Here is a 19,923-nt window from a genome sequence, read left to right on the forward strand (position 1 = left end):
GGAAAACCATCATGGATGAAAAAGGCCTGCAAGACGCAGCAATCTTTCTGATGTCGATCGGAGAGGAAGAGGCTGCCGAGGTGTTCAAGCACCTGTCGCCTAAAGAAGTGCAAAAACTGGGCGAAACCATCGCCAAGACCCGCGCTGTGACCCGCGACAAAGTCGATGAAGTGCTGATCCGCTTCACCCAGGCGGCAGCGGAACAAAGCTTGCTGGTGTCCGACACCAGCAACTACGTCAAGTCGGTATTGCGCCGCGCTCTGGGCGACGACAAGGCCGATCTGCTGATCGACCGCATCTTGCAAGGTGGCGACGTCTCCGGCATTGAAAGCTTGAAGTGGATGGACCCGTTGTCCGTGGCCGAACTGCTGCGCAACGAACACCCGCAAATTGTTGCCGCCATCCTGGTCCATCTGGACTTCGAACAGGCTGCCGCCGTGCTGAAGCAACTGACCGAACGCCAACGCAACGAAGTCATGCTGCGTGTGGCGACGTTGGAAGGTATTCAACCGACCGCGCTGAAAGACCTGAACGAAGTGTTGTTCAAGGTGCTGGCCGGTGGCGACAAGGTGCGCAAGACTTCGCTGGGCGGTGTCAAGGCTGCGGCCGAAATCATCAACTTGTTGGGCGCGAACATCGAAGGTACGGTGATCGAGTCGATCAAGGGCTTCGACCCCGATCTGGCCCAGAAGATCGTCGACAAGATGTTCACCTTCGACGACATCTACAACCTGGACGACAAGTCGATCCAGATGGTGCTCAAGGAAATCGCATCCGAAACGCTCATCGTGTCCCTCAAGGGCGCGAGCAACGAGCTCAAGGAAAAGATCCTGGCCAACATGTCCAGCCGTGCCGCCGAAACGCTGCGCGAAGATTTGGAAGCACGCGGTCCGTTGCGCCTGTCCGAAGTCGAAGCACAGCAGAAGGAAATCCTCAAGGTTGTGCGTCGTCTGGCAGACGAAGGCCAGGTTGTGATTGGTGGTGGCGCCGATGATGCACTCATCTGATAACCCGCCCAAGCCGCACGCCAAGTTCATTCCGAGCGAAGAGATCGCGGCGTTCGCCGCGTGGAACTTTGGCTCGCTGGGCGCGCCCATGCTGGCACTGCCCGATGAGACGGCCGAGCCTGAAGAAGAGGTGGTGGCCGAGCCCGAGGAGCCGGTACAGGTTCAACTCGAACGCGCTTGGGACGAAGGTTACGCCGCTGGCTTGGCGCAAGGGCGTGAAGAGGCCACCAACGAAGGCAACCATAAACTGGACGAGTACGTGCAAGGCCAAGGCGCCAAGGCTGCCCAATCCGTGGCCACGTTGATGGCCGGCTTGCACGAACGCCTGGACGAGGTCGAACAAAACCTGGCGCGCCAGGTGCTGGATCTGGCCGTGAGCCTGGCCCGCCAAGTGGTGCGCCAGGAACTCAACGCCGACCCGAACGCCTTGTTGCCCGTGGTGCGCGAAGCGCTGGGCATGTTGATGGCCGATGGCAAAGTCAAAGTGGTCAAGCTCAACCCGCAAGACCTCGACCTGTTCCGTGGTCCGCTGCAAGAAGAGTTTGACGATGCCAGTATCAAGTGGCTGGCCGACAGCAATGTGGCGCCGGGCGACTGCCTGGTCGAATCGGCTGGCATGGTGATCGACGGCGGCCTAGCCAAACGCTGGGAACGTGCGGTGGCCAGCCTCGGTGTGACGGCACCCTGGGAGGACCAGGAAGATGACAAGTGAAGCCGCAAACACCGGCGTAGACCGCTGGTCGTCCTTCATGGGTGAAGCTTCGCGGCGCGTCAATGCCGGGAGCCCGCTGGAAACGCGTGGCACGCTGACGCGGCTTGCTGGGCTGGTGCTGGAGGCCGCAGGCATCCGTGCACCCGTGGGTTCGCAATGCACGATCAGCATGACAGGCCAAGAGCCGGTGCTGGTCGAAGTGGTCGGTTTCTCGAATGAGCGGGCCTTTCTGATGCCCGCCGGTGACGTGCACGGCTTGTGCAACGGCGCCAGCGTGGTGCCAGCCGAGCCGTTCACACCGGTGCCGCGTTTGGGTGATGTGCCGGGTGAAGTGAACCCATCGCGCGTAGGCGTCTTGCGCCTGCCGCTCGGCGATGGTTTGCTGGGCCGTGTGATCGACGCCCAAGGCCACCCGATGGACCATGGCGGCCCACTCGAAGAAGTGGTCGCCGAGCCGCTGGACCGCAAGCCTATCAACGCCATGGAACGTGCGCCGGTGCGCCAACCGCTCGACACGGGCGTGCGCGCCATCAATGCCATGCTGACCGTGGGCCGTGGCCAGCGGATCGGCTTGTTTGCCGGCTCCGGCGTGGGCAAGAGCGTGCTGCTGGGCATGATGGCCCGCTACACCAAAGCCGATGTGGTGGTGGTGGGGCTGATTGGCGAACGCGGCCGCGAAGTCAAAGAATTCATTGAAGATATTTTGGGCGACGAGGGGCGTGAGCGCTCGGTGGTCGTGGCCGCGCCGGCCGATGCGCCGCCGCTGCTGCGTCTGCAGGGCGCCGCCTATGCCACGGCGATTGCCGAGCACTTTCGCGACAAGGGCCAGCATGTGTTGTTGCTGATGGATTCGCTCACGCGCTATGCTATGGCGCAACGCGAGATTGCGCTGGCCATCGGTGAGCCGCCTGCCACCAAGGGCTATCCGCCATCGTGTTTTGCCAAGATGCCGCAACTGGTGGAGCGCAGCGGTAACGGCTTGAATGGCGTGGGTTCGATCACCGCTTTCTACACCGTGCTGTCGGAAGGCGACGACCAACAAGATCCGATTGCCGATGCGGCGCGTGCCATCCTGGATGGCCACATCGTGCTGTCGCGCGAACTGGCCGAGGCAGGGCACTTCCCGGCCATCGACATTGAGCAGTCGGCCTCGCGCGTGATGCACAACGTGGTCTCTCCGGAACACTTTGAGCTGGCGCGGCGCTTCCGCTCGGTGAACTCGCGGTACCAAAAGGGCAAGGACCTGATCCAGATTGGCGCCTATGCCATGGGTTCTGATCCGGGTTTGGACGAAGCTGTGCGCTTGAACGACGGCATGACCGAGTTTCTGCAGCAAGGCATGTACGAGTCGTCAGCGCTGGCCGACAGCGTGGAACAAATGCGCCAGTCGGTGGGCACCAAGCCCTCGATGGCCGGGCGCATGTAGCGTGCCACGATCGACCTAAGCCCCACCAGCAGGAAACGGCATGTCGCTCATCAGAACCCTCGACCTCGCCATTGATGTGGCGACGCTCAAGCGTGATGACGCCAGCAAGGCGCTGGGCGCTGCGCAGCAAGCGGAGATCGCGGCGCAGAACCAGCTCAAGCAGTTGGAGACCTATGCGCTTGAAACCGACATCCGTTGGGCCACCCAGGGCAAGGTGTGTGCCGTGCCCGAACTGATGCGGCACCACTACCAGTTTGTGGAGCGTTTGCATCATGCGATGCACATGCAGAAAGACATTTTGCGGCAGCACGCGGTGGTGGTGGAAAACGCCAGAAGCGCGCTGGTGCAAGCGGAAATGCGTGTCGCCACCTTGAAGCAGGTGCGTGTCAAGAAACAAGCTGCGATCACGCTGGAGCAGCGTAGACGAGAGCAGAAACAGATGGACGAAATCGCGTCCGTGCGGTTCAGTAGTGCCGGTGCACGGCAATTTAATGGCGGGAGTTGATATGGGCATTGAAACAAGTGGTGTGAACGCGGCGGCACAATCGGCGCCGGCTAAAAGCAGTGCGTCGAGTTCGCGAACGGACGCAAAGGATGATGCGGCCGCAGGTGGTTTTTCGGCGTTGTTGAGTGCAGCGGATGCGCCGGCACCCCAGGCGCAGGATGCGCCGGCTCAGGCGAGCCAGGCGACCGACGCTTCCACCGAGAGCGAAACAGACGATGGCAAAGATGCTGCGACGACGGTGGCGCAGCCGCTGGTCTTGCCTGATACGCCGCTGGTGGACAACAGCGCCATGATCGCGGCGTTGCTGGCTGCCGCGCAAGGCGCACGCGCCGTGGGTGGCGACGATGCGACACCCTCTTTGAACGGCAAAGCAGACGGTGTCACTGAAGGCAAGACGGATGGCGTGACCGCGCTGTTGAACGGTAAGGCGGGTGCCGCTGCCGCATTGGCGTCCGGCCTGGTCGGTGCCGATGCCAAAGCCGCGACCGAGCATTTGAAAACCGCGCTGGGAGATTACGCCTCGGTGTTGGAGCAGATGCGTGCACGTGGCGAAAAGGCCGGTGCTGGCGTCAACGCCAATGGCGTAAATGCACTGGCTTCGCAGCAAGCGCTGTCCGGCAAGAGCGCGTTGCAGGCGCAGGTCGATCTGGCTGCGCGCAACGACCGCATGGGCAACGCTTTGGCCCAAGCCACCAATAGTACCCAGAGCCTGGCGACGGCCGCCATGGTGGCCACGCAACTGGAGTCAGCCGACAACATCGCCGCCGCCCAAACGCGCGTGGGTGGGGTCGACGGCGCACAGCTTGGCGGGCTGGTGCCCGATCGCCCATTTGCACATGGTGGCTTTACGCCGACGGTGCAATACGATGCCTCGACCGGCGCATCTCTGGCCGCTCCCGCCACCAGCAGCGCCGACGTGGCTGATCAGGTGAGCTACTGGGTAGCGCAAGGCGTTCAAAACGCAGAGATGACGGTAGACGGTGCCAATGCCGAGCGCGTGCATGTGAGCATTTCGCTCTCGGGCAACGAGGCGCGCGTGGAGCTGCGTGCCGATCAGGCGATGACCCGCGAGATGCTGGCCAACGCCTCGTCGCATCTGAAGGACCTGCTCGACAGCCAGGGCTTGGTGCTTTCGGGCTTCACCGTCAGCAGCTCGGGCGCGGGTGGCGCAGGCGGGGCCGGTGGTGCTGGCGGCATGGGCGGCCAGCAGCAACAAGCGCGTTCTAACAGTGGTTTTGCCGGCCAGGGTGAGGGCATTGACGAGCGGGTGTCGGCACCCACGCGTGCCCCGGCGGGTGAATTGGACCTGTACGTCTAACCCGATTTCGGGCCGAAAAGCCGCAGGCCACTCGTGTGTATGCGGCCATTTTCCCCTGCTAATCTGACTATCATCGGTCGGCCCCTAACCCAATAATGCAACAGATGCCAAGACATTTAGATGTCGGCCCTGTAAGCGCTACCCCTCGGAGGAAGTAACCGTGTCTGCTCCTGAAGCCTCAACACCACCCAAGCCGAAAGGCAAAAAAATGATCATCATCATCGCTGCAGTTGTACTGCTGGCGGTGGCTGGTGGTGGCGGCTGGTTCATGTTTGGCCGCTCCGCGCCCGAAGATGGCGACGATGCGCCTGTTGCACATGCGTCCAAGCCCAAGACGCCGCCTGTTTTCCTTCCTGTGGACAACATGGTCGTGAACCTGGCAGATCCGGGCGGTGACCGTTATGCCCAAATCGGTGTGACCATCGAGCTGGTGGATCAGCATGCCTCCGATGAAGTCAAGGCCTATATGCCCACGGTGCGCAGCTCGATCCTGATGCTGGTGTCTCAACGCACTTCTGAAGAACTGTTGTCCAAAGACGGCAAAGACAAATTGGCGCGGGCGATTCTGCGCGAAATTTCCAAGCCGCTGGGTTACACCGTTGAGGACGATGAAGACGAGCATGCCGATGAGAAACCCAAGGCCAAGCCGCAGCGCAGAGCCAAGGTGGCGGCGCACAACCCGATCAACAACGTTCTCTTCACCAGCTTCATTGTTCAGTGATGCAGGATCTGGAGTTGCGCCATGAGTGAAACATTTTTATCCCAAGAAGAGGTCGATGCGCTTCTGGAAGGGGTCACGGGCGAAAGTGCCGCGGCCACCGAAGAAGCGCAAGGCCCCGGCGGCGGCATTCGAAACTACGACATTTCGAGCCAGGAGAGGATTGTCCGTGGCCGTATGCCGACGATGGAAATCGTCAACGAACGGTTTGCGCGCAATTTCCGTATTGGGTTGTTCAACTTCATCCGTCGCAGCCCGGAAATCAACGTGGGCACCGTGGCCGTGCAGCGCTACAGCGCCTTCTTGCGCGAGCTGGCCGTGCCGACCAACTTCAACATCATGGCCATTCGCCCACTGCGCGGCAACGGGCTGGTGGTGTGTGAGCCATCTTTGGTGTTCGGCGTCATTGACACCTTGTACGGTGGCGTAGGCAAATTCCACACCCGTATTGAAGGGCGCGAGTTTTCGCTGACCGAACAACGCGTGATCAACCGCCTGGTGGGCGTGATCTGCGATGAATACCGCAAGGCTTGGCACGGCATTTATCCGCTGGAGCTGGACTACCAGCGCTCGGAAATGCAGCCGCAGTTTGCCAACATCGCGACACCCAGCGAAATTGTCGTGGCGACGTCCTTTCAACTCGAAATCGGCGACATTTCGGGTTCGATCCACATCTGCATGCCGTACTCCACGCTGGAGCCGATCCGCGATGTGCTGTATTCGGCCACGCAGGGCGACTCGGTGGAAGTCGACCGCCGCTGGGTGAATGTGCTGAGCAAAGAGATCCAGTCTGCGCCGGTCACCCTGGTGGCCGAGTTGGCTCAGGCCGGTGCTACGGTGGAGCAACTGCTGGCCATGAAGCCGGGTGACTTCATCGAGCTGGAGCGCGAACCGAGTATTACGGTCTCGATTGCAGGGGTTCCCATTTTCGAGTGCCAATACGGCACCCACAATTCCAAGTACGCCGTTCGCATAGACCAGTTCTTGCGAGGGCACGATAGCCAAAACGGAGGTGATGCCAATGGCAACCGATAACACAAAAGACGAATCCGACGATCCAATGGCCGCCTGGGCCGAAGCGTTGGAAGAACAGAAAACCACCGAGAAGGCGGACCCTGAACAGGGCGGACCTCTGACGGGCGAGCCTGTCAAGCCTTTCACATCTGGCAAAGACGGCACGCAAGACATCCACATGGTGCTGGACATTCCGGTCACCTTGTCGGTGGAGCTGGGCCGCACCAAGGTGCCAATCAAGTACATCCTGCAACTGGCGCAAGGCTCGGTTGTGGAGCTGGATGCATTGGCCGGTGAACCCATGGACGTGTTGGTCAACGGCTATCTCATCGCGCAGGGCGAAGTGGTGGTGGTGAACGACAAGTTCGGTATCCGCTTGACCGACGTGGTCACCCCATCGGAACGCCTGCGTCGCGTAAGCCGAGGAGGCTGATTCCCAATGATGAGTCAGACGCTTCTGTTGGTCGGTTTCTTTGTGGTCCTGTTTGCGATGTTGCCCTGGGCCATCAAACGTATCCAGAACAGAGCGTCCAAAGTCGGTGGCGGTGCCGTCGGCGCCTGCCGTGTGGTATCTGCCGTGGGGGTAGGGCCGCACCAGCGTGTGGTGACCGTCGAGGTTGGCCCGCAAGGTGCACAAACCATGCTGGTGCTGGGCGTGACGAACCAGACCATCACTTGCCTGCACACCATTCCCGTGAACGCCCCTGTGGCGAACACTCCGGCCGATTTCCGTACCGTTTTGGCGAATGGCACTGTGAGCAGCAATGCCGCCGTGCCCGCCGATGGAGCTCCCCGTGTCTAACTGTCGCCTCTGCGCATCCACGATCAAACGCAACGTTCGCCGTGCCAGCGTGTGGGGTGGCGTTGCCGCCATGGCACTGGTGCTGTCGGGCAGCGCCTATGCGCAAAACAACGGCGCCTTGCCGTTGATGATTGGCTCGGGTAGCGGTAGCACGAGCTACTCCGTCCCCATTCAGACGCTGCTGTTTTTCACGGCGTTGTCATTCTTGCCAGCCGTGCTGTTGATGATGACCGCCTTCACGCGCATCGTCATCGTGCTGTCATTGTTGCGCCAGGCCTTGGGTACGCAGTCGGCGCCGCCCAACCAGGTGGTGATTGGCTTGTCGTTGTTCCTGACGCTGTTTGTCATGGGCCCCACGCTGGACAAGCTCTACCAGGATGCTTACCTGCCCTATACCCAGAACACGTTGACGTTTGAACAAGCGGTAGAGAAAGGTGAAGTGCCTGTGCGCCAGTTCATGCTCAAGCAAACCCGCCAATCTGATTTTTCGTTGTTCTCCCGCTTGGCCAAACTCGACCCATCGGTGACGGCCGAAAACGCACCCTTGCGTGTGCTGGTGCCTGCGTTTGTCACCAGTGAGCTCAAGTCGGCGTTCCAGATCGGCTTCATGATCTTCATTCCATTTCTGGTGATCGACATCGTGACCGCCAGCGTGTTGATGTCGCTGGGCATGATGATGTTGTCGCCGGTGCTGGTGGCGCTGCCGTTCAAGCTCATGCTGTTTGTGCTGGCCGACGGCTGGAACCTGCTGATCGGCTCGTTGGCTGCCAGCTTCGCCACCTAAATCTTGCTGAGGCTGCTATGAACTCTCAAATGGTGCTCACCAAAGGTCAAGAGGCCTTGTTGTTGTTGCTCATGGTGTCGGCCCCGGTGCTGGCCGCCGTACTAGTGGTAGGTTTGTTGGTCAGTATTTTCCAGGCCATCACGCAAATCCACGAAGCCACGCTGTCGTTTGTGCCCAAGCTGCTGGCCGCCATGCTGGTGTTTGCCTTGGCCGGTCCTTGGATGTTGAGCACCTTGGTGGATTACATCCGCCGCACCATCGAGTCCATTCCATCACTGGTGTTGTAGCGCTGTGCCCTTCCGGCAAGCGCTAGGTTGAGCCCGTGCTGACCTTTACCGAAGCCCAATTGGTGACATGGCTGTCGCCGTTGCTCTGGCCCTTCATACGGGTGCTGGCGCTGTTCACTGCTGCGCCGGTGTTTTCGCTGCGTGCCATTCCGATGCGCACCAAGATCGGCCTGGCGTTTTTCATCTCGCTGGCCGCGCAGCCCAGCCTTGTGGGCCAGCCCATCGTCGACATCAACAGTCCGCAAGCCGTGGGCGCTGTGCTGCAGCAAGTGGGCGTGGGTTTGTCGATTGGCTTTGCCGTGCGCCTGGTGTTTGCCGCAGTGGAGTTGGCCGGTGAATTGGTCGGCTTGCAAATGGGGTTGAACTTCGCAGCCTTCTTTGATCCATCGAGCAACGCGCAAGTGAGTGCTGTGTCGCGCTTTCTGGGGCACATGGCCACCTTGATGTTTGTGGTGATCAATGGTCACCTGATGGTGCTGCTGGCGGTGATCAAAAGCTTCGACGCTTTTCCCACCGATGGCAACATTCTCACCATGTTGGCGCAGGTGAAGATCTACGCCTTGGGTGCTGAGTTGTTTTCCAGCGCGCTGTGGATTGCGCTGCCCATGATCGGCCTGTTGCTGTTTGTGAACTTGACGCTGGGCATCATCTCCCGCGTCGCACCGCAGATGAACATCTACGCGATTGGCTTTCCCATCACCTTGACGATGGGCCTGATTGGCTTGACCGCTACGCTGCCCATGCTCGATCAGCCGGTGCTGGCGCTGATGCAGAAGATGATCGATTTGTTTAGCGCCACGCGTTAGCTGGTGGGCAGGCTGACGGGTGAGCGCGTCAGGTCTAGACCAGATTGTTGCGGATGGCGTAGACCGTCAGTTCCGCGTTGTTGGTGAGCTTCAATTTTTCGAGCACACGGGTGCGGTACACGCTCACGGTTTTGGGGCTGAGCATCAGTTCTTCGGCAATGTCTGACAGGCGTTTGCCCGAGGCGATTTTCAACAACGTTTGCAGTTCGCGTTCCGACAGCGCGGCGTGTGGCGCATCGAGCGCCGGTTTCGACAAACTCTCCACCAGCATTTGGGCCACTTCAGCGGTCACGTACTTGCGCCCTTGCATGATGGTGCGTACGGCGGCCAGCAGCTGCTCGGGGTCCGAGGCTTTGTTGATATAGCCCTGGGCACCGGCCCGCAAGCAGCGAATGGCGTACTGGTCTTCGGGGTACATCGACACCACCAACACCTTGATCGGCGAGTCGGTCTCACGCAGGGTCGCCAGCACTTCCAGGCCGCCGCGCCCAGGCATGTTCAGGTCCAGCACCAGCACATCGCACGGTTTGGTGCGCAGCACTTCGCGCACTTCGGCATAGCTGGCAGCCTCGCCGGTGATTTCGATGTCGGCAGACTCCGACAACATGTCACGCACGCCACGGCGCACCACCGCGTGGTCATCACAAAGAACTACATGGATCATGGGGCGCTTCCGCTGCTGGGATCTGTCGCCTCGGGCGACAGAGGAATGGAAAGAATGATGGACGTGCCGCGGCCGTCGCGGCTACTGATGTCGAGCCAGCCGCCCACCGTTTTGGCGCGCTCGCTCAAGCCGCGCAGGCCGAATGCCTTGGGTTTGTCGAGGGCCGGTTTGCTCAGGCCGCCACCGTTGTCGGAGACCTCCAGGGTCAACACCTGTTCATGGTCCGACAGCTCCATTTGCACGGCGCTGCAAGCGGCGTGTTTGGAGATGTTAGTCAAGGCTTCTTGTGCGGTGCGGTAAGCCACCAATTGAATGGCTTTGCTGACCTGGATTTTTTCGTGGTTGGCGTGGAAGGTGACGGGTATACCCGTGCGCTTCTGAAATGATTGGCCCAGCCATTGCACCGCTGCCACCAGCCCCTGGTCGAGGATCGGTGGGCGCAGATCCATCATGATGCGTTGGCTGGCACCGAGTGCGTGCTGCAGCATCTCCATGGCCGATGTGATGTGGGCGGCCGAGGTCGCGTCGCGGTGGTGGCGGGCCAGCCAAGCCAAATCCAGGTTGACGGCGGCCAGTGCGCCGCCAATGTCGTCGTGTACCTCGCGGGCGATGGCTGCGCGTTCTTGCTCGATGGAAGTTTGTAAGTGTTCTGCCAATTCGCCCAAGCGGCGCTCCGAGGCGGCCAGTTCGGCATCGGCTTTTTCCTTGGCGCGCCGTGTCTCGGCCACTTCAATCGCGCGCTGGATCACGTGGCCGAGTTTGTTGATGTTGTCTTTGAGCAGGTAATCGCTGAAGCCGAGCCGAATGGCGTCCACCGCAGCGGCCTCGCCAATGGCACCAGACAGCAACACAAATGGCGGCTGATGTTTCGATTGGCGCAGCGCATTCCAGGCGTCGATGGCGGTAAATCCGGGCAGGCGGTAGTCGGCCAGGATTACGTCAAAAGGCTGGGTTTCCACCTGTTCTTCAAACTCGACGAGGGTGTCTACTCGAACGATACTGAACTCCACACCGTCGCGGCGTAGCGCGTGCTTCACCAGTTGGTGATCCACCTCGGAGTCTTCGAGATGTAACATCCGAATGGCATGGGAGTGGGGCGCGCGACTCATGAAAGGAACAGTGGCTCGGTCATTTGTTGCCTGCAAGGCGAAAGTGGACCTGTTAGAGCAGGTTTCGGCTGGAATTTTGCAGCCCACAGGGTAACAAATTGTCAAATGGAATTAATATCAGGCCTGATCCCGAGAATTCTGTCCATGGACTACCGGCTGCCTCGGAGAATACATGCAAAAAGACCCTTCATCGTCCGAACCTTCAGTTCTGGTACCAGTCATGGCTGTGGCCGAGGTTCAAGACTCGTTGCTGGTGGTGATGCACGATCTGGGCCGACTCGAAGGGCTGTTGAGCCACACCATGGAGAACCTGATGCTGCGTTTTGACATTGCGCACCAGCAATTGTCTGCACCAGGGCTTCAGAACATGGCCGAACTTGACGATATGCGGGAGACGCTGCGTGCAGCTGTCACCGAATTGCAGTTTCAAGACATGGCTTCGCAATTGATCGTGCATACGACCAAGTTGCTTCAAGGGTGCGCGGCGCGCTTGGCGCTGGAAACCATGGGCAACGAAGAGGGTGAAGAACCCGCACCGTTCGAGACTGTTCCCGCCGATCGCCCTAATCCGGTCACGCAGAGTGAGATGGAGGCAGGCTCCATTGAGCTTTTTTAAGACATGTGTGTAGTTTTAGATTGAACACTTCCCAATTTGTTGGAGCCTTTCATGCATTCGATACTTGCCGTTGACGACTCACCCTCTATGCGAAAGATGGTGTCTTTCACGTTGACTGGTGCTGGCTACCAAGTCATTGAGGCGGTGGATGGCCAGGATGCCTTCGAAAAAGCACAGGCCCATAAGATTGATCTGGTCTTGGCCGACCAGAACATGCCGCGGCTGGACGGCCTCGGCCTGACCCGCATGTTGCGGCAGGACGATCGTTTCAAGACCATTCCGATTTTGATTTTGACCACTGAGTCGAGCGACCAGATGAAGCAGGCCGGTAAAACGGCCGGTGCCACTGGCTGGCTGGTCAAACCCTTTGATCCGACCCGCTTGATCGAAGTGATCAAGAAGGTCATTCGTTAAGCCAAGTTGGCGTACGTTGCATAACAGGAGTCAGTATGGCTGAAACGCAGCACGATTCATCCGGTGGTGGGGCAGACTTCGATCTAACCCAGTTCTATCAAATCTTCTTTGAGGAAGCGGGTGAAAACTTGGATCAAATGGAGCAGATGCTGCTCGACATTGATCCGGCCGAAACGGGGGACGAGGAACTCAACGGCATTTTCCGTTGCGCACACTCCATCAAGGGCGGCGCCGCCACCTTTGGCTTTGCCGATGTGGCCGAGCTGACCCACCAGATGGAGTCGTTGCTCGACCGTTTGCGCCGTCACGAATTGAAGATGATTCCGCCGATGGTGGACGCGTTGCTGGAGTCGGCAGACGCATCGCGCAGCTTGTTGGCGCGCCACCAGGCTGGCGGTGAGGGTGAAGCGATTTCCACCTCGGCTTTGGTCAAGCGTATTGCCGCACTGGTGGCAGGTGAAGTGCCTGGCGAGGGGGCTGCACCCGCGCCGGTTGCAGCACCTGCTCCCGCGCCTGTGGTCGCTGCGCCAGCCCCCGTGGTTGCTGCTGCAGCGCCTCGGCCGCCAGAAGGCTCGCGTTTGCTGGAACTGAGCATCGGACCGATGGAGCACCCCGAGCAGGCCGATGCCATCACCGACCTGTTCCGCGACATTCCGGGCCTGGGCACGGTCAAGGCTTTGCCAACCGACCGCAAAGACATGCGCTTGTTTGAGGCGGTCACCAGTTCGACGAACGAAGATCTGCTGGACCTGTTCATCTTCCACGTGCAGCGCGAGCTGGTGCACATCCGCGACATCACCGAGCCACCAGAAGAGCCCGCAGGCCCACCCGTGGCGCCTGGCGAGGAATATGGCTTTTTCTCGGGTGCGCCCGGCGGCCCAGAGGAAGCGGCTGCTCCGGCGCCCGCTGCGGCACCCGCTGTTGCTTCAGCCGCTGCGGCCAAGGCCGAGCCTGCTGCAGCCAAGGCTGGTGGCGCCTCAACCCAACTGGAAGCGACCACCATCCGTGTGGACGTGAAGAAGGTTGATCAACTGATCAACTTGGTGGGTGAGTTGGTGATCACGCAAGCCATGTTGGCGCAAAACAGCCACGGGCTCGATCCGGCGCTGAACCAGCAACTGTTTGCCGGCTTGGCCGATCTGGACCGCAACACCCGCGACCTGCAAGAGTCGGTGATGTCGATCCGGATGATTCCGATGTCCATCGTGTTCAACCGCTTCCCACGCATGCTGCGCGACCTGGCCAACAAGCTGGGCAAGAAGGTGGAGTTTGTGACGCAGGGTGAAGCCACCGAACTCGACAAGGGCCTGGTGGAGAAGATCACCGACCCATTGACCCACTTGGTGCGCAACAGTTGTGACCACGGCGTGGAAATGCCGCAAGACCGTATCGCTGCGGGTAAAACGCCGCATGGCACCATTACCTTGGCGGCTTCGCACCAGGGCGGCTCTATCGTGATCGACGTGCGCGATGACGGTCGGGGCATGTCGCGCGAGAAAATTTTGGCCAAGGCACGCGAGCGCGGACTGGATGTCAGCAACTCCATGTCGGATGCCGAAGTCTGGCAACTGATCTTTGCACCAGGCTTCTCGACTGCCGAGACGGTGACCGATGTGTCCGGCCGCGGTGTTGGCATGGACGTGGTGAAGCGAAACATCGCTGCACTCAATGGCACGGTCGACATCGAATCGAACGAAGGCCAGGGCATGAAGGTGTCGGTGCGCTTGCCGCTGACGCTGGCCATCATGGATGGCATGTCGGTCAGCGTGGGTGATGAGGTCTACATCTTGCCGCTGTCGTCGGTGGTGGAGTCGTTCCAAGTGGACGACGAAGCCGTGAGCACCGTGGCGCAAGGTTCGCAGTTGGTGAAGGTGCGTGAGGAGTTCATGCCCGTCATCGAACTGGAGCGCGTGTTCCAGGTACCGCGTTCGGCGGACGACAAGAACAGCAGCATCATGGTGGTGGTGGAATCGGAAGGCAGCCGCGTGGCCTTGCTGGTCAACGAATTGCTGGGCCAGCACCAAGTGGTGGTGAAGAACCTGGAATCGAATTACCAGAAGGTGGCCAACGTGTCGGGCGCAACCATCATGGGCGACGGCAAAGTGGCACTGATTCTGGACATTGGCGCTTTGGTTCGCCGTTCGCGACACTGATTATTTGGCCTGAGCATGTTCGCTAATTCGCGAGCTTGAATTGAAGGAGAGACTCCATGGGAGCAGCAGAGAAAGCTGGTGATTTGACGGCAACCGCGCGGGAATACCTGACGTTTCGTCTGAGCCAGGAAGAGTATGGGATCGACATCCTGAAGGTACAGGAGATCCGTGGCTACGAAGCACCTACGCGCATTGCCAACGCGCCACCTTTCATCAAAGGGGTGGTGAACCTGCGCGGCACGATTGTGCCCATCGTTGACATGCGGTTGAAGTTCAATTGCTCAGAGGCGGAGTACAGCAGCCTCACGGTGGTGATCATCTTGAACCTGGGCAGCCGCATAGTCGGCATCGTGGTGGACTCGGTGAGCGATGTGCTGGAACTCCAGCCCGAGAACGTGAAGTCTGCGCCGGATATTGAGAGCATTGTCAGCAACGACTGTATTCTGGGCCTGGGCTCGCTGGGCGAGCGCATGTTGATTTTGTTGGACATCGAGCGCTTGATGTCCAGCACCGATATGGGCTTGGTTGCCCCTTAAGGGACCATGGTTTCTACGGCTGTCAGCGCGGCAGAATCAGGGGGCGTCTCTCCTGACGGGCGGGAGTTTGTGTGGACGAATGCAGACTTCACGCGTGTGCGGTCGTTGATTTACCAGCGTGCAGGCATCAATCTGCACGAGGGCAAACACGCCATGGTGTACAGCCGCTTGTCGCGGCGCTTGCGTGATACCGGCCATACCAGCTTTCGCGACTATCTCGGCTGGTTGGAGCAGACGGACGGCCCTGAATGGCAGGAGTTCATCAACGCGTTGACGACCAATTTGACGGCGTTTTTCCGCGAACAACACCACTTCGAGATTTTCTCCTCCTTGCTCAAATCCAAACCCGTGGGGACGCCTTGGAGTGTGTGGTGCAGCGCGGCGTCTACCGGCGAGGAGCCCTATTCGATCGTCATGACGGCGATTGAAGCGCTGGGGGCAAATGCGCAGTTCAAGCTGTCGGCGAGTGACATCGATTCAAAGGTGCTGGCCACCGCATCGCAAGGCATTTACCGGCTGGACAATCTGAAGGGCATGAGCCCTGAGCGCCTGCAGAAGTTTTTTCTGCGGGGCAAGGGCGGCAATACCGGCTTGATCCGAGCCAAGCCCGAGGTGCGGCGGTTTATTGATTTCCTGATCGTTAACCTGATCAAGAACGACTGGCCATTTCGCGATCACTTTGACGCTGTGTTTTGCCGCAACGTGATGATTTATTTTGATGCCCCTACCCAGCGCGCTGTGCTGGAGCGCATCCATCGGGTGATGAAGCCCGGCGGCATGCTGTTTGTGGGGCATGCAGAGAACTTCAGCGAGTCGCGCGATTTGTTTGTCTTGCGCGGCAAGACGGTGTATGAGCGGCAGTAAACACGTGCAAAGACGAGGTGTGGCTGGTTTGGCTACAGTTTTTTAATCGAGTGGGTGCCAACGACCATGGATATTCCTAGAACCGGTGGGCCGACGCTAGCGCAGCGCATGGCAGCAGGCGTCTTGACCAACGGCCCCATTCCCGAGCGGCGCTCCGGATCGCGGGTGAATGCCCCTGTGCGGCCTGCGTCTGCTGAGGCGCATACGTCCACCATCGACGAGCTCAAGGCTGTCAGGCGCAAGCCAGGTGAGGCTTCGTTCTTCTTCTTCGACCATCATTTCCAGTACAACGCCGTCAAAATCTTGCCTGGCGAGTATTTTGTGTCCAACGAAAATTTGGTCATCATGACCGTGTTGGGGTCGTGTATCGCGGCTTGCCTATGGGATTCGCATGCCCGTGTGGGCGGTATGAACCATTTCATGCTGCCTGATGGCGACGACGGCACAGGCCTGGGGCGCTACGGCTCGTACGCGATGGAGTTGTTGATCAACGAGATGCTGAAGTCGGGCGCGCGGCGTGAGTCTTTGCAGGCCAAGATTTTTGGTGGCGGGCAGGTGATGAGCAACTTCACCACCATGAATGTGGGCGAGCGCAACACGCAGTTTGTCATTGACTATCTGCACACGGAGCGCATTCCGCTGCTGTCGCAAGACGTGCTGGATATCTATCCGCGCAAAGTCTGTTTTTTCCCGGTCACCGGCAAAGCCATGGTGAAGCGATTGGCGCACGCCCATCCCGACACCGCCACCATTGAGCGCAAGGGTAATGCGGCCACGGTGGCGAAGAGCACCTCTGGTGGCTCGGTGGACCTGTTTTAGTTTGAGAGGTTGGTGATGAGTAAGATCAGAGTCGTAGTCGTAGATGACTCCGCGCTGGTGCGCAGTTTGTTGACCGAGATCATTAACCGCCAGCACGATATGGTGTGCATCGGCGTGGCCAACGACCCGTTGATTGCGCGCGAGATGATCCGCGAGTTGAACCCGGATGTGATCACGCTGGACGTGGAAATGCCGCGCATGGATGGCATCGACTTCCTGGGCCGGTTGATGCGTTTGCGCCCAATGCCAGTGGTGATGATTTCCACGTTGACCGACAAAGGTGCCGAAGTCACCTTGCGTGCGCTGGAGTTGGGCGCAGTCGACTTTGTGGCCAAGCCGCGTATTGGCCTGGCGAGCGGTTTGAACGATCTGGCTTCCCAGATTGTCGAGAAGATTCGTGTCGCCTCGGTGGCCAAGTTCAAGCGTGCGCCTGCGCCGGCACCGGGTGCTGCGCCTCCGCCAGCCGTGAAGCCTGCCACCTTGCTTGGCCGTGTGTCGACCGAGAAGATGATTTGCATTGGCGCCTCCACCGGTGGCACCGAAGCCGTGAAAGAAGTGCTGCTGAAGATGCCAGCCGATGCGCCTGCCATCGTCATCACGCAACACATGCCACCGGGCTTTACCACCAGTTTTGCGGCACGCCTTAACGGTTTGTGCCAGATCACGGTGAAAGAAGCCGTGCACGGCGAGCGTATCTTGCCGGGCCACGCCTACATCGCACCCGGTGGCAAGCAGTTCAGCGTGAGCCGCAGCGGCGCCAACTACGTGGCGGTGGTGGAAGACACCGAGCCGGTGAACCGCCACAAGCCGTCGGTTGAAGTGCTGTTCCTGTCCGCCGCCGCTGTGGTGGGCCGCAACGCCTACGGCATCATGCTGACGGGGATGGGCAACGACGGCGCCAAGGCCATGCGCGAGATGCGCGACAAAGGCAGCTACAACTTCGTGCAGGACGAAGCCAGTTGTGTGGTTTTTGGTATGCCACGTGAAGCCATTGCACACGGCGCGGCCGACGAGGTGTTGCCGCTGGACAAGATTGCGCCGGCTTTGTTAGCCAAGATTGGCGCCAGTGGCGATCGGCTGCACAACCGGATTTAGGATTTCGTCTCCCAGTAAGAAAGGGCACCTTCTTTTCGGATGGTGCCCTTTTTGTTTATGAGCTTTTTGCCGATCTAGGCAATCTGCATAAGCGCAAGCAGCTATCAATATTGATTTATGGCTGCTTGCGCATGCGGGGAACTCAGCCGCCCAATGTTTCCCAGCGCTCCAAGGCTTGCATCAGCAAGTCGTCAATCTCCGTGCTGCGTTGTGCCAGAGCGCTGGCACGGGTGCCGTCGGTAGCGTATAGCTTGCCGTCGGCCAGATCTTTGTTGATTGAGGCCTGCTCGGTTTCCAGGGCGGCGATCTGCGCAGGGAGCGCCTCCAACTCGCGCTGCTCTTTGTAGCTCAGCTTGCGGGCTTTGACTGCAGGGGCGGCTGGGGCTGCGGCAACAGCAGTGGCCTTTGTCTCGACAGCAGGAGCGGCGGCCGGCGCAGCTGACTTGGCCTCGGCCTTTTTGTTGCTGTCGGCAATGGCGCGTGAGCGTTTGCTCTGAATCAGCCAATCCTGCACGCTGCCCTCATATTCGCGCCAGAAGCCAGGGCGCTCGTCGGGCTCGTGGGCAATGATGTCGGTGACCACGTTGTCCAAGAAGGCGCGGTCGTGGCTCACCAGAAACACAGTGCCGTCGTAGTTCTGCAGGAGTTCTTCCAACAGCTCAAGCGTGTCAATGTCCAGGTCATTGGTGGGTTCGTCCAGCACCAATACGTTGGCCGGGCGCGCAAACAAGCGGGCCAGCAGCAGTCGGTTGCGCTCACCACCGGAGAGCGAACGCACAGGGGAGTTGGCACGCGCGGGCGAGAACAGGAAGTCGCTCAAATAGCTCTTCACGTGCTTACGCTGGTTGCCAATTTCAATCCACTCACTGCCGGGGCTGATGAAGTCCTCCAGCGTCGCGTCCAGATCGAGGTTGTTACGCATCTGGTCGAAGTAGGCGATTTGCAAGTTGGCGCCTTGGCGCACCGTGCCGCTGTCAGCTTGCAGAGTGCCCAAGATCAGTTTGAGCAAAGTCGTCTTGCCGGCACCGTTGACACCCAGCAAGCCAATCTTGTCGCCCCGCAGGATCACGCCACTGAACTTGTCAACGATCACCTTGTCACCAAAGGCTTTGCTCACCTCGGTCAGCTCAGCCACGATCTTGCCGCTGTTCTGGCCAGACGCCACGTCCATGTTGACGCGGCCGACGGCGTCGCGCCGGGCCGCGCGGGAGGCGCGTAGCGCCTCCAAGCGGCCGATGCGGCTTTGGCTACGGGTGCGTCGGGCTTCAACACCTTTGCGAACCCAGATCTCTTCCTGGGCCAGTAGTTTGTCTGCCTTGGCGTTGATGACGGCTTCTTGCGCCATCTGCTCATCCTTCTGCGCAACGTATTGCTCAAAGTTGCCAGGGTAGGAGCTCAGCTTGCCACGGTCCAGTTCTACGATGCGGGTGGCTACACGGTTCAAGAAGCTACGGTCGTGGGTAATGGTGACGATGCTGCCCTTGAAGTCAACCAACAAGTCTTCCAGCCACTCGATAGAGTCCAAGTCCAAGTGGTTGGTTGGCTCATCTAATAACAAGACATCAGGCTTGGTCACCAGGGCTTGGGCCAAAGCGACACGTTTGTTGGTTCCGCCTGAAAGGCTCCCGATCAGGGCATTGGGGTCTAAGTGCAGATGCTGCAGCGTTTCATCAACGCGGTTTTCCCAGTTCCAGGCGTCATAGGTTTCAATTTGCGACTGCAGGGCATCGAGATCTACCCCGTCGGCACCAGAGAGATACAGGTCTCGAATGGCAATCACCTTGGCCAGGCCGGCACTGACCGCCTGGAACACGTTCAACGTCGGGTCGATCGTCGATTCTTGCGCTACATAAGCGATGCGTACACCTTGCTGAACCTGCAGTGTTCCGTCATCGGGGCGCTCCAGTCCTCCAAGTATCTTGAGCATGGAAGACTTCCCTGCGCCATTGCGGCCGATCAAGCCTACACGTTCGGCTGATTCAAGGGAAAAGTTTGCGTGGTCCAGCAGAGGGACGTGGCCGAAGGCCAACTGCGCGTCTAGTAAGGTGATAAGTGCCATTGTGGGTGGATTATCGGTTGCGCAGGTTGCAACACGCTTGGCGCTCTGTGTTGCCCACACGAATGCGTTCTTCAATATGGAGGAGGTGTCAGCGCCTAGAGGTGAACGAGCCAAGTCGGGTCTCGCAGAGCGGCATCTTCAGCAACTTTTTGCGGTCTACTTGCGTTGATGGGTAAAAGGGTGCTATAGTCGAGGGCTCGGCTGATGATGAATGT

Annotated in this window: 22 protein-coding genes; 19 read left to right on the forward strand and 3 right to left on the reverse strand. The window is 59.6% G+C overall.

Annotated features, from left to right (window positions below; genetic code table 11):
- Positions 1-11: 11 nt before the first annotated feature.
- The 12 genes from fliG (at position 12) to fliR (ending at position 9,379) form a co-directional block, all read left to right on the forward strand.
- Positions 12-1,007, forward strand: coding sequence for a flagellar motor switch protein FliG (gene fliG / locus ACPWMG_RS03605; RefSeq protein WP_483303303.1), 996 nt, complete (start codon positions 12-14; stop codon positions 1,005-1,007).
- Positions 994-1,719 carry a FliH/SctL family protein gene (locus tag ACPWMG_RS03610; RefSeq protein WP_483303304.1) on the forward strand — a complete coding sequence of 242 codons (726 nt, stop codon included), beginning with the start codon at positions 994-996 and terminating at the stop codon, positions 1,717-1,719. Before fliG ends, ACPWMG_RS03610 begins: the two co-directional genes overlap by 14 nt.
- On the forward strand, positions 1,709-3,145 hold the full coding sequence (fliI, locus tag ACPWMG_RS03615) for a flagellar protein export ATPase FliI (protein ID WP_483303305.1): 1,437 nt from the start codon (positions 1,709-1,711) through the stop codon (positions 3,143-3,145). The genes ACPWMG_RS03610 and fliI overlap by 11 nt, the downstream gene beginning before the upstream one ends.
- 40 nt (positions 3,146-3,185) lie before the next feature.
- On the forward strand, positions 3,186-3,650 hold the full coding sequence (gene fliJ, locus ACPWMG_RS03620) for a flagellar export protein FliJ (protein ID WP_483303306.1): 465 nt from the start codon (positions 3,186-3,188) through the stop codon (positions 3,648-3,650).
- A 1-nt stretch (position 3,651) separates the two neighbouring features.
- The gene (locus tag ACPWMG_RS03625; RefSeq protein WP_483303307.1) at positions 3,652-4,968 is read left to right on the forward strand and encodes a flagellar hook-length control protein FliK; all 1,317 of its coding nucleotides are present in this window, start codon (positions 3,652-3,654) and stop codon (positions 4,966-4,968) included.
- A 160-nt stretch (positions 4,969-5,128) separates the two neighbouring features.
- Positions 5,129-5,689 (forward strand): flagellar basal body-associated FliL family protein, encoded by a 561-nt coding sequence (locus tag ACPWMG_RS03630; RefSeq protein ID WP_483303308.1) that lies wholly within the window; start codon positions 5,129-5,131, stop codon positions 5,687-5,689.
- Between the two features lie 21 nt (positions 5,690-5,710).
- Positions 5,711-6,721: a flagellar motor switch protein FliM gene (gene fliM / locus ACPWMG_RS03635; RefSeq protein ID WP_483303309.1), complete on the forward strand. Its 1,011-nt coding sequence runs from the start codon at positions 5,711-5,713 to the stop codon at positions 6,719-6,721.
- On the forward strand, positions 6,708-7,133 hold the full coding sequence (fliN, locus tag ACPWMG_RS03640) for a flagellar motor switch protein FliN (protein WP_483303310.1): 426 nt from the start codon (positions 6,708-6,710) through the stop codon (positions 7,131-7,133). Before fliM ends, fliN begins: the two co-directional genes overlap by 14 nt.
- Positions 7,134-7,142: 9 nt before the next feature.
- Complete coding sequence (locus ACPWMG_RS03645) at positions 7,143-7,502, forward strand: FliO/MopB family protein (RefSeq protein ID WP_483303311.1); 360 nt, start codon at positions 7,143-7,145, stop codon at positions 7,500-7,502.
- A gap of 70 nt (positions 7,503-7,572) precedes the next feature.
- Positions 7,573-8,286, forward strand: coding sequence for a flagellar type III secretion system pore protein FliP (fliP, locus tag ACPWMG_RS03650; protein ID WP_422832126.1), 714 nt, complete (start codon positions 7,573-7,575; stop codon positions 8,284-8,286).
- 17 nt (positions 8,287-8,303) lie between these two features.
- On the forward strand, positions 8,304-8,573 hold the full coding sequence (gene fliQ / locus ACPWMG_RS03655; protein ID WP_483303312.1) for a flagellar biosynthesis protein FliQ: 270 nt from the start codon (positions 8,304-8,306) through the stop codon (positions 8,571-8,573).
- Positions 8,574-8,608: 35 nt separating this feature from the next.
- Positions 8,609-9,379, forward strand: a complete 771-nt coding sequence (gene fliR, locus ACPWMG_RS03660) for a flagellar biosynthetic protein FliR (protein WP_483303313.1) — start codon at positions 8,609-8,611, stop codon at positions 9,377-9,379.
- 34 nt (positions 9,380-9,413) lie between these two features.
- On the opposite strand, the gene ACPWMG_RS03665 is transcribed toward fliR, so the two are convergent.
- Positions 9,414-10,043, reverse strand: coding sequence for a response regulator (locus ACPWMG_RS03665; protein ID WP_483303314.1), 630 nt, complete (start codon positions 10,041-10,043; stop codon positions 9,414-9,416).
- The gene (locus tag ACPWMG_RS03670) at positions 10,040-11,119 is read right to left on the reverse strand and encodes a sensor histidine kinase (protein WP_483303315.1); all 1,080 of its coding nucleotides are present in this window, start codon (positions 11,117-11,119) and stop codon (positions 10,040-10,042) included. The genes ACPWMG_RS03665 and ACPWMG_RS03670 overlap by 4 nt, the downstream gene beginning before the upstream one ends.
- Before the next feature lie 205 nt (positions 11,120-11,324).
- Here ACPWMG_RS03670 and ACPWMG_RS03675 point away from each other — a divergent pair, with 205 nt between their 5' ends.
- The 7 genes from ACPWMG_RS03675 to ACPWMG_RS03705 all read left to right on the forward strand — a co-directional run bounded on the left by ACPWMG_RS03675 (position 11,325) and on the right by ACPWMG_RS03705 (position 17,649).
- The gene (locus tag ACPWMG_RS03675; RefSeq protein WP_483303316.1) at positions 11,325-11,768 is read left to right on the forward strand and encodes a hypothetical protein; all 444 of its coding nucleotides are present in this window, start codon (positions 11,325-11,327) and stop codon (positions 11,766-11,768) included.
- 51 nt (positions 11,769-11,819) lie between these two features.
- Positions 11,820-12,182: a response regulator gene (locus ACPWMG_RS03680; protein WP_483303317.1), complete on the forward strand. Its 363-nt coding sequence runs from the start codon at positions 11,820-11,822 to the stop codon at positions 12,180-12,182.
- Positions 12,183-12,217: 35 nt separating this feature from the next.
- A complete protein-coding gene (locus ACPWMG_RS03685) occupies positions 12,218-14,335 on the forward strand; it encodes a chemotaxis protein CheA (RefSeq protein ID WP_483303318.1) in 2,118 nt (705 codons plus the stop codon).
- Positions 14,336-14,391: 56 nt separating this feature from the next.
- A complete protein-coding gene (locus ACPWMG_RS03690; RefSeq protein ID WP_483303319.1) occupies positions 14,392-14,871 on the forward strand; it encodes a chemotaxis protein CheW in 480 nt (159 codons plus the stop codon).
- 6 nt (positions 14,872-14,877) lie between these two features.
- Positions 14,878-15,735, forward strand: coding sequence for a CheR family methyltransferase (locus tag ACPWMG_RS03695; protein WP_483303320.1), 858 nt, complete (start codon positions 14,878-14,880; stop codon positions 15,733-15,735).
- A gap of 108 nt (positions 15,736-15,843) precedes the next feature.
- The gene (gene cheD / locus ACPWMG_RS03700) at positions 15,844-16,554 is read left to right on the forward strand and encodes a chemoreceptor glutamine deamidase CheD (protein ID WP_483305168.1); all 711 of its coding nucleotides are present in this window, start codon (positions 15,844-15,846) and stop codon (positions 16,552-16,554) included.
- Positions 16,555-16,566: 12 nt separating this feature from the next.
- Positions 16,567-17,649 (forward strand): protein-glutamate methylesterase/protein-glutamine glutaminase, encoded by a 1,083-nt coding sequence (locus ACPWMG_RS03705; RefSeq protein ID WP_483303321.1) that lies wholly within the window; start codon positions 16,567-16,569, stop codon positions 17,647-17,649.
- A gap of 142 nt (positions 17,650-17,791) precedes the next feature.
- Here the strand turns inward: ACPWMG_RS03705 and ACPWMG_RS03710 are convergent, their stop codons facing one another.
- A complete protein-coding gene (locus ACPWMG_RS03710) occupies positions 17,792-19,708 on the reverse strand; it encodes an ABC-F family ATP-binding cassette domain-containing protein (protein WP_483303322.1) in 1,917 nt (638 codons plus the stop codon).
- Positions 19,709-19,923 lie beyond the last annotated feature (215 nt).

The sequence above is a fragment of the Hydrophilobacter chitinilyticus genome (assembly GCF_049860745.1).
GTDB lineage: Bacteria > Pseudomonadota > Gammaproteobacteria > Burkholderiales > Burkholderiaceae_C > Rhodoferax_B.

Coding starts and splice junctions, on each gene's coding strand:
- fliG (WP_483303303.1), top strand. CDS start 12: ATGGATGAAAAAGGCCTGCAAGACGCAGCAATCTTTCTGATGTCGATC.
- ACPWMG_RS03690 (WP_483303319.1), top strand. CDS start 14,392: ATGGGAGCAGCAGAGAAAGCTGGTGATTTGACGGCAACCGCGCGGGAA.
- fliI (WP_483303305.1), top strand. CDS start 1,709: ATGACAAGTGAAGCCGCAAACACCGGCGTAGACCGCTGGTCGTCCTTC.
- ACPWMG_RS03675 (WP_483303316.1), top strand. CDS start 11,325: ATGCAAAAAGACCCTTCATCGTCCGAACCTTCAGTTCTGGTACCAGTC.
- fliM (WP_483303309.1), top strand. CDS start 5,711: ATGAGTGAAACATTTTTATCCCAAGAAGAGGTCGATGCGCTTCTGGAA.
- ACPWMG_RS03610 (WP_483303304.1), top strand. CDS start 994: ATGCACTCATCTGATAACCCGCCCAAGCCGCACGCCAAGTTCATTCCG.
- ACPWMG_RS03710 (WP_483303322.1), bottom strand. CDS start 19,708: ATGGCACTTATCACCTTACTAGACGCGCAGTTGGCCTTCGGCCACGTC.
- ACPWMG_RS03645 (WP_483303311.1), top strand. CDS start 7,143: ATGAGTCAGACGCTTCTGTTGGTCGGTTTCTTTGTGGTCCTGTTTGCG.
- ACPWMG_RS03685 (WP_483303318.1), top strand. CDS start 12,218: ATGGCTGAAACGCAGCACGATTCATCCGGTGGTGGGGCAGACTTCGAT.
- ACPWMG_RS03680 (WP_483303317.1), top strand. CDS start 11,820: ATGCATTCGATACTTGCCGTTGACGACTCACCCTCTATGCGAAAGATG.
- fliJ (WP_483303306.1), top strand. CDS start 3,186: ATGTCGCTCATCAGAACCCTCGACCTCGCCATTGATGTGGCGACGCTC.
- ACPWMG_RS03670 (WP_483303315.1), bottom strand. CDS start 11,119: ATGTTACATCTCGAAGACTCCGAGGTGGATCACCAACTGGTGAAGCAC.
- ACPWMG_RS03695 (WP_483303320.1), top strand. CDS start 14,878: ATGGTTTCTACGGCTGTCAGCGCGGCAGAATCAGGGGGCGTCTCTCCT.
- cheD (WP_483305168.1), top strand. CDS start 15,844: ATGGCAGCAGGCGTCTTGACCAACGGCCCCATTCCCGAGCGGCGCTCC.
- ACPWMG_RS03665 (WP_483303314.1), bottom strand. CDS start 10,043: ATGATCCATGTAGTTCTTTGTGATGACCACGCGGTGGTGCGCCGTGGC.
- fliP (WP_422832126.1), top strand. CDS start 7,573: ATGGCACTGGTGCTGTCGGGCAGCGCCTATGCGCAAAACAACGGCGCC.
- fliN (WP_483303310.1), top strand. CDS start 6,708: ATGGCAACCGATAACACAAAAGACGAATCCGACGATCCAATGGCCGCC.
- fliQ (WP_483303312.1), top strand. CDS start 8,304: ATGAACTCTCAAATGGTGCTCACCAAAGGTCAAGAGGCCTTGTTGTTG.
- ACPWMG_RS03625 (WP_483303307.1), top strand. CDS start 3,652: ATGGGCATTGAAACAAGTGGTGTGAACGCGGCGGCACAATCGGCGCCG.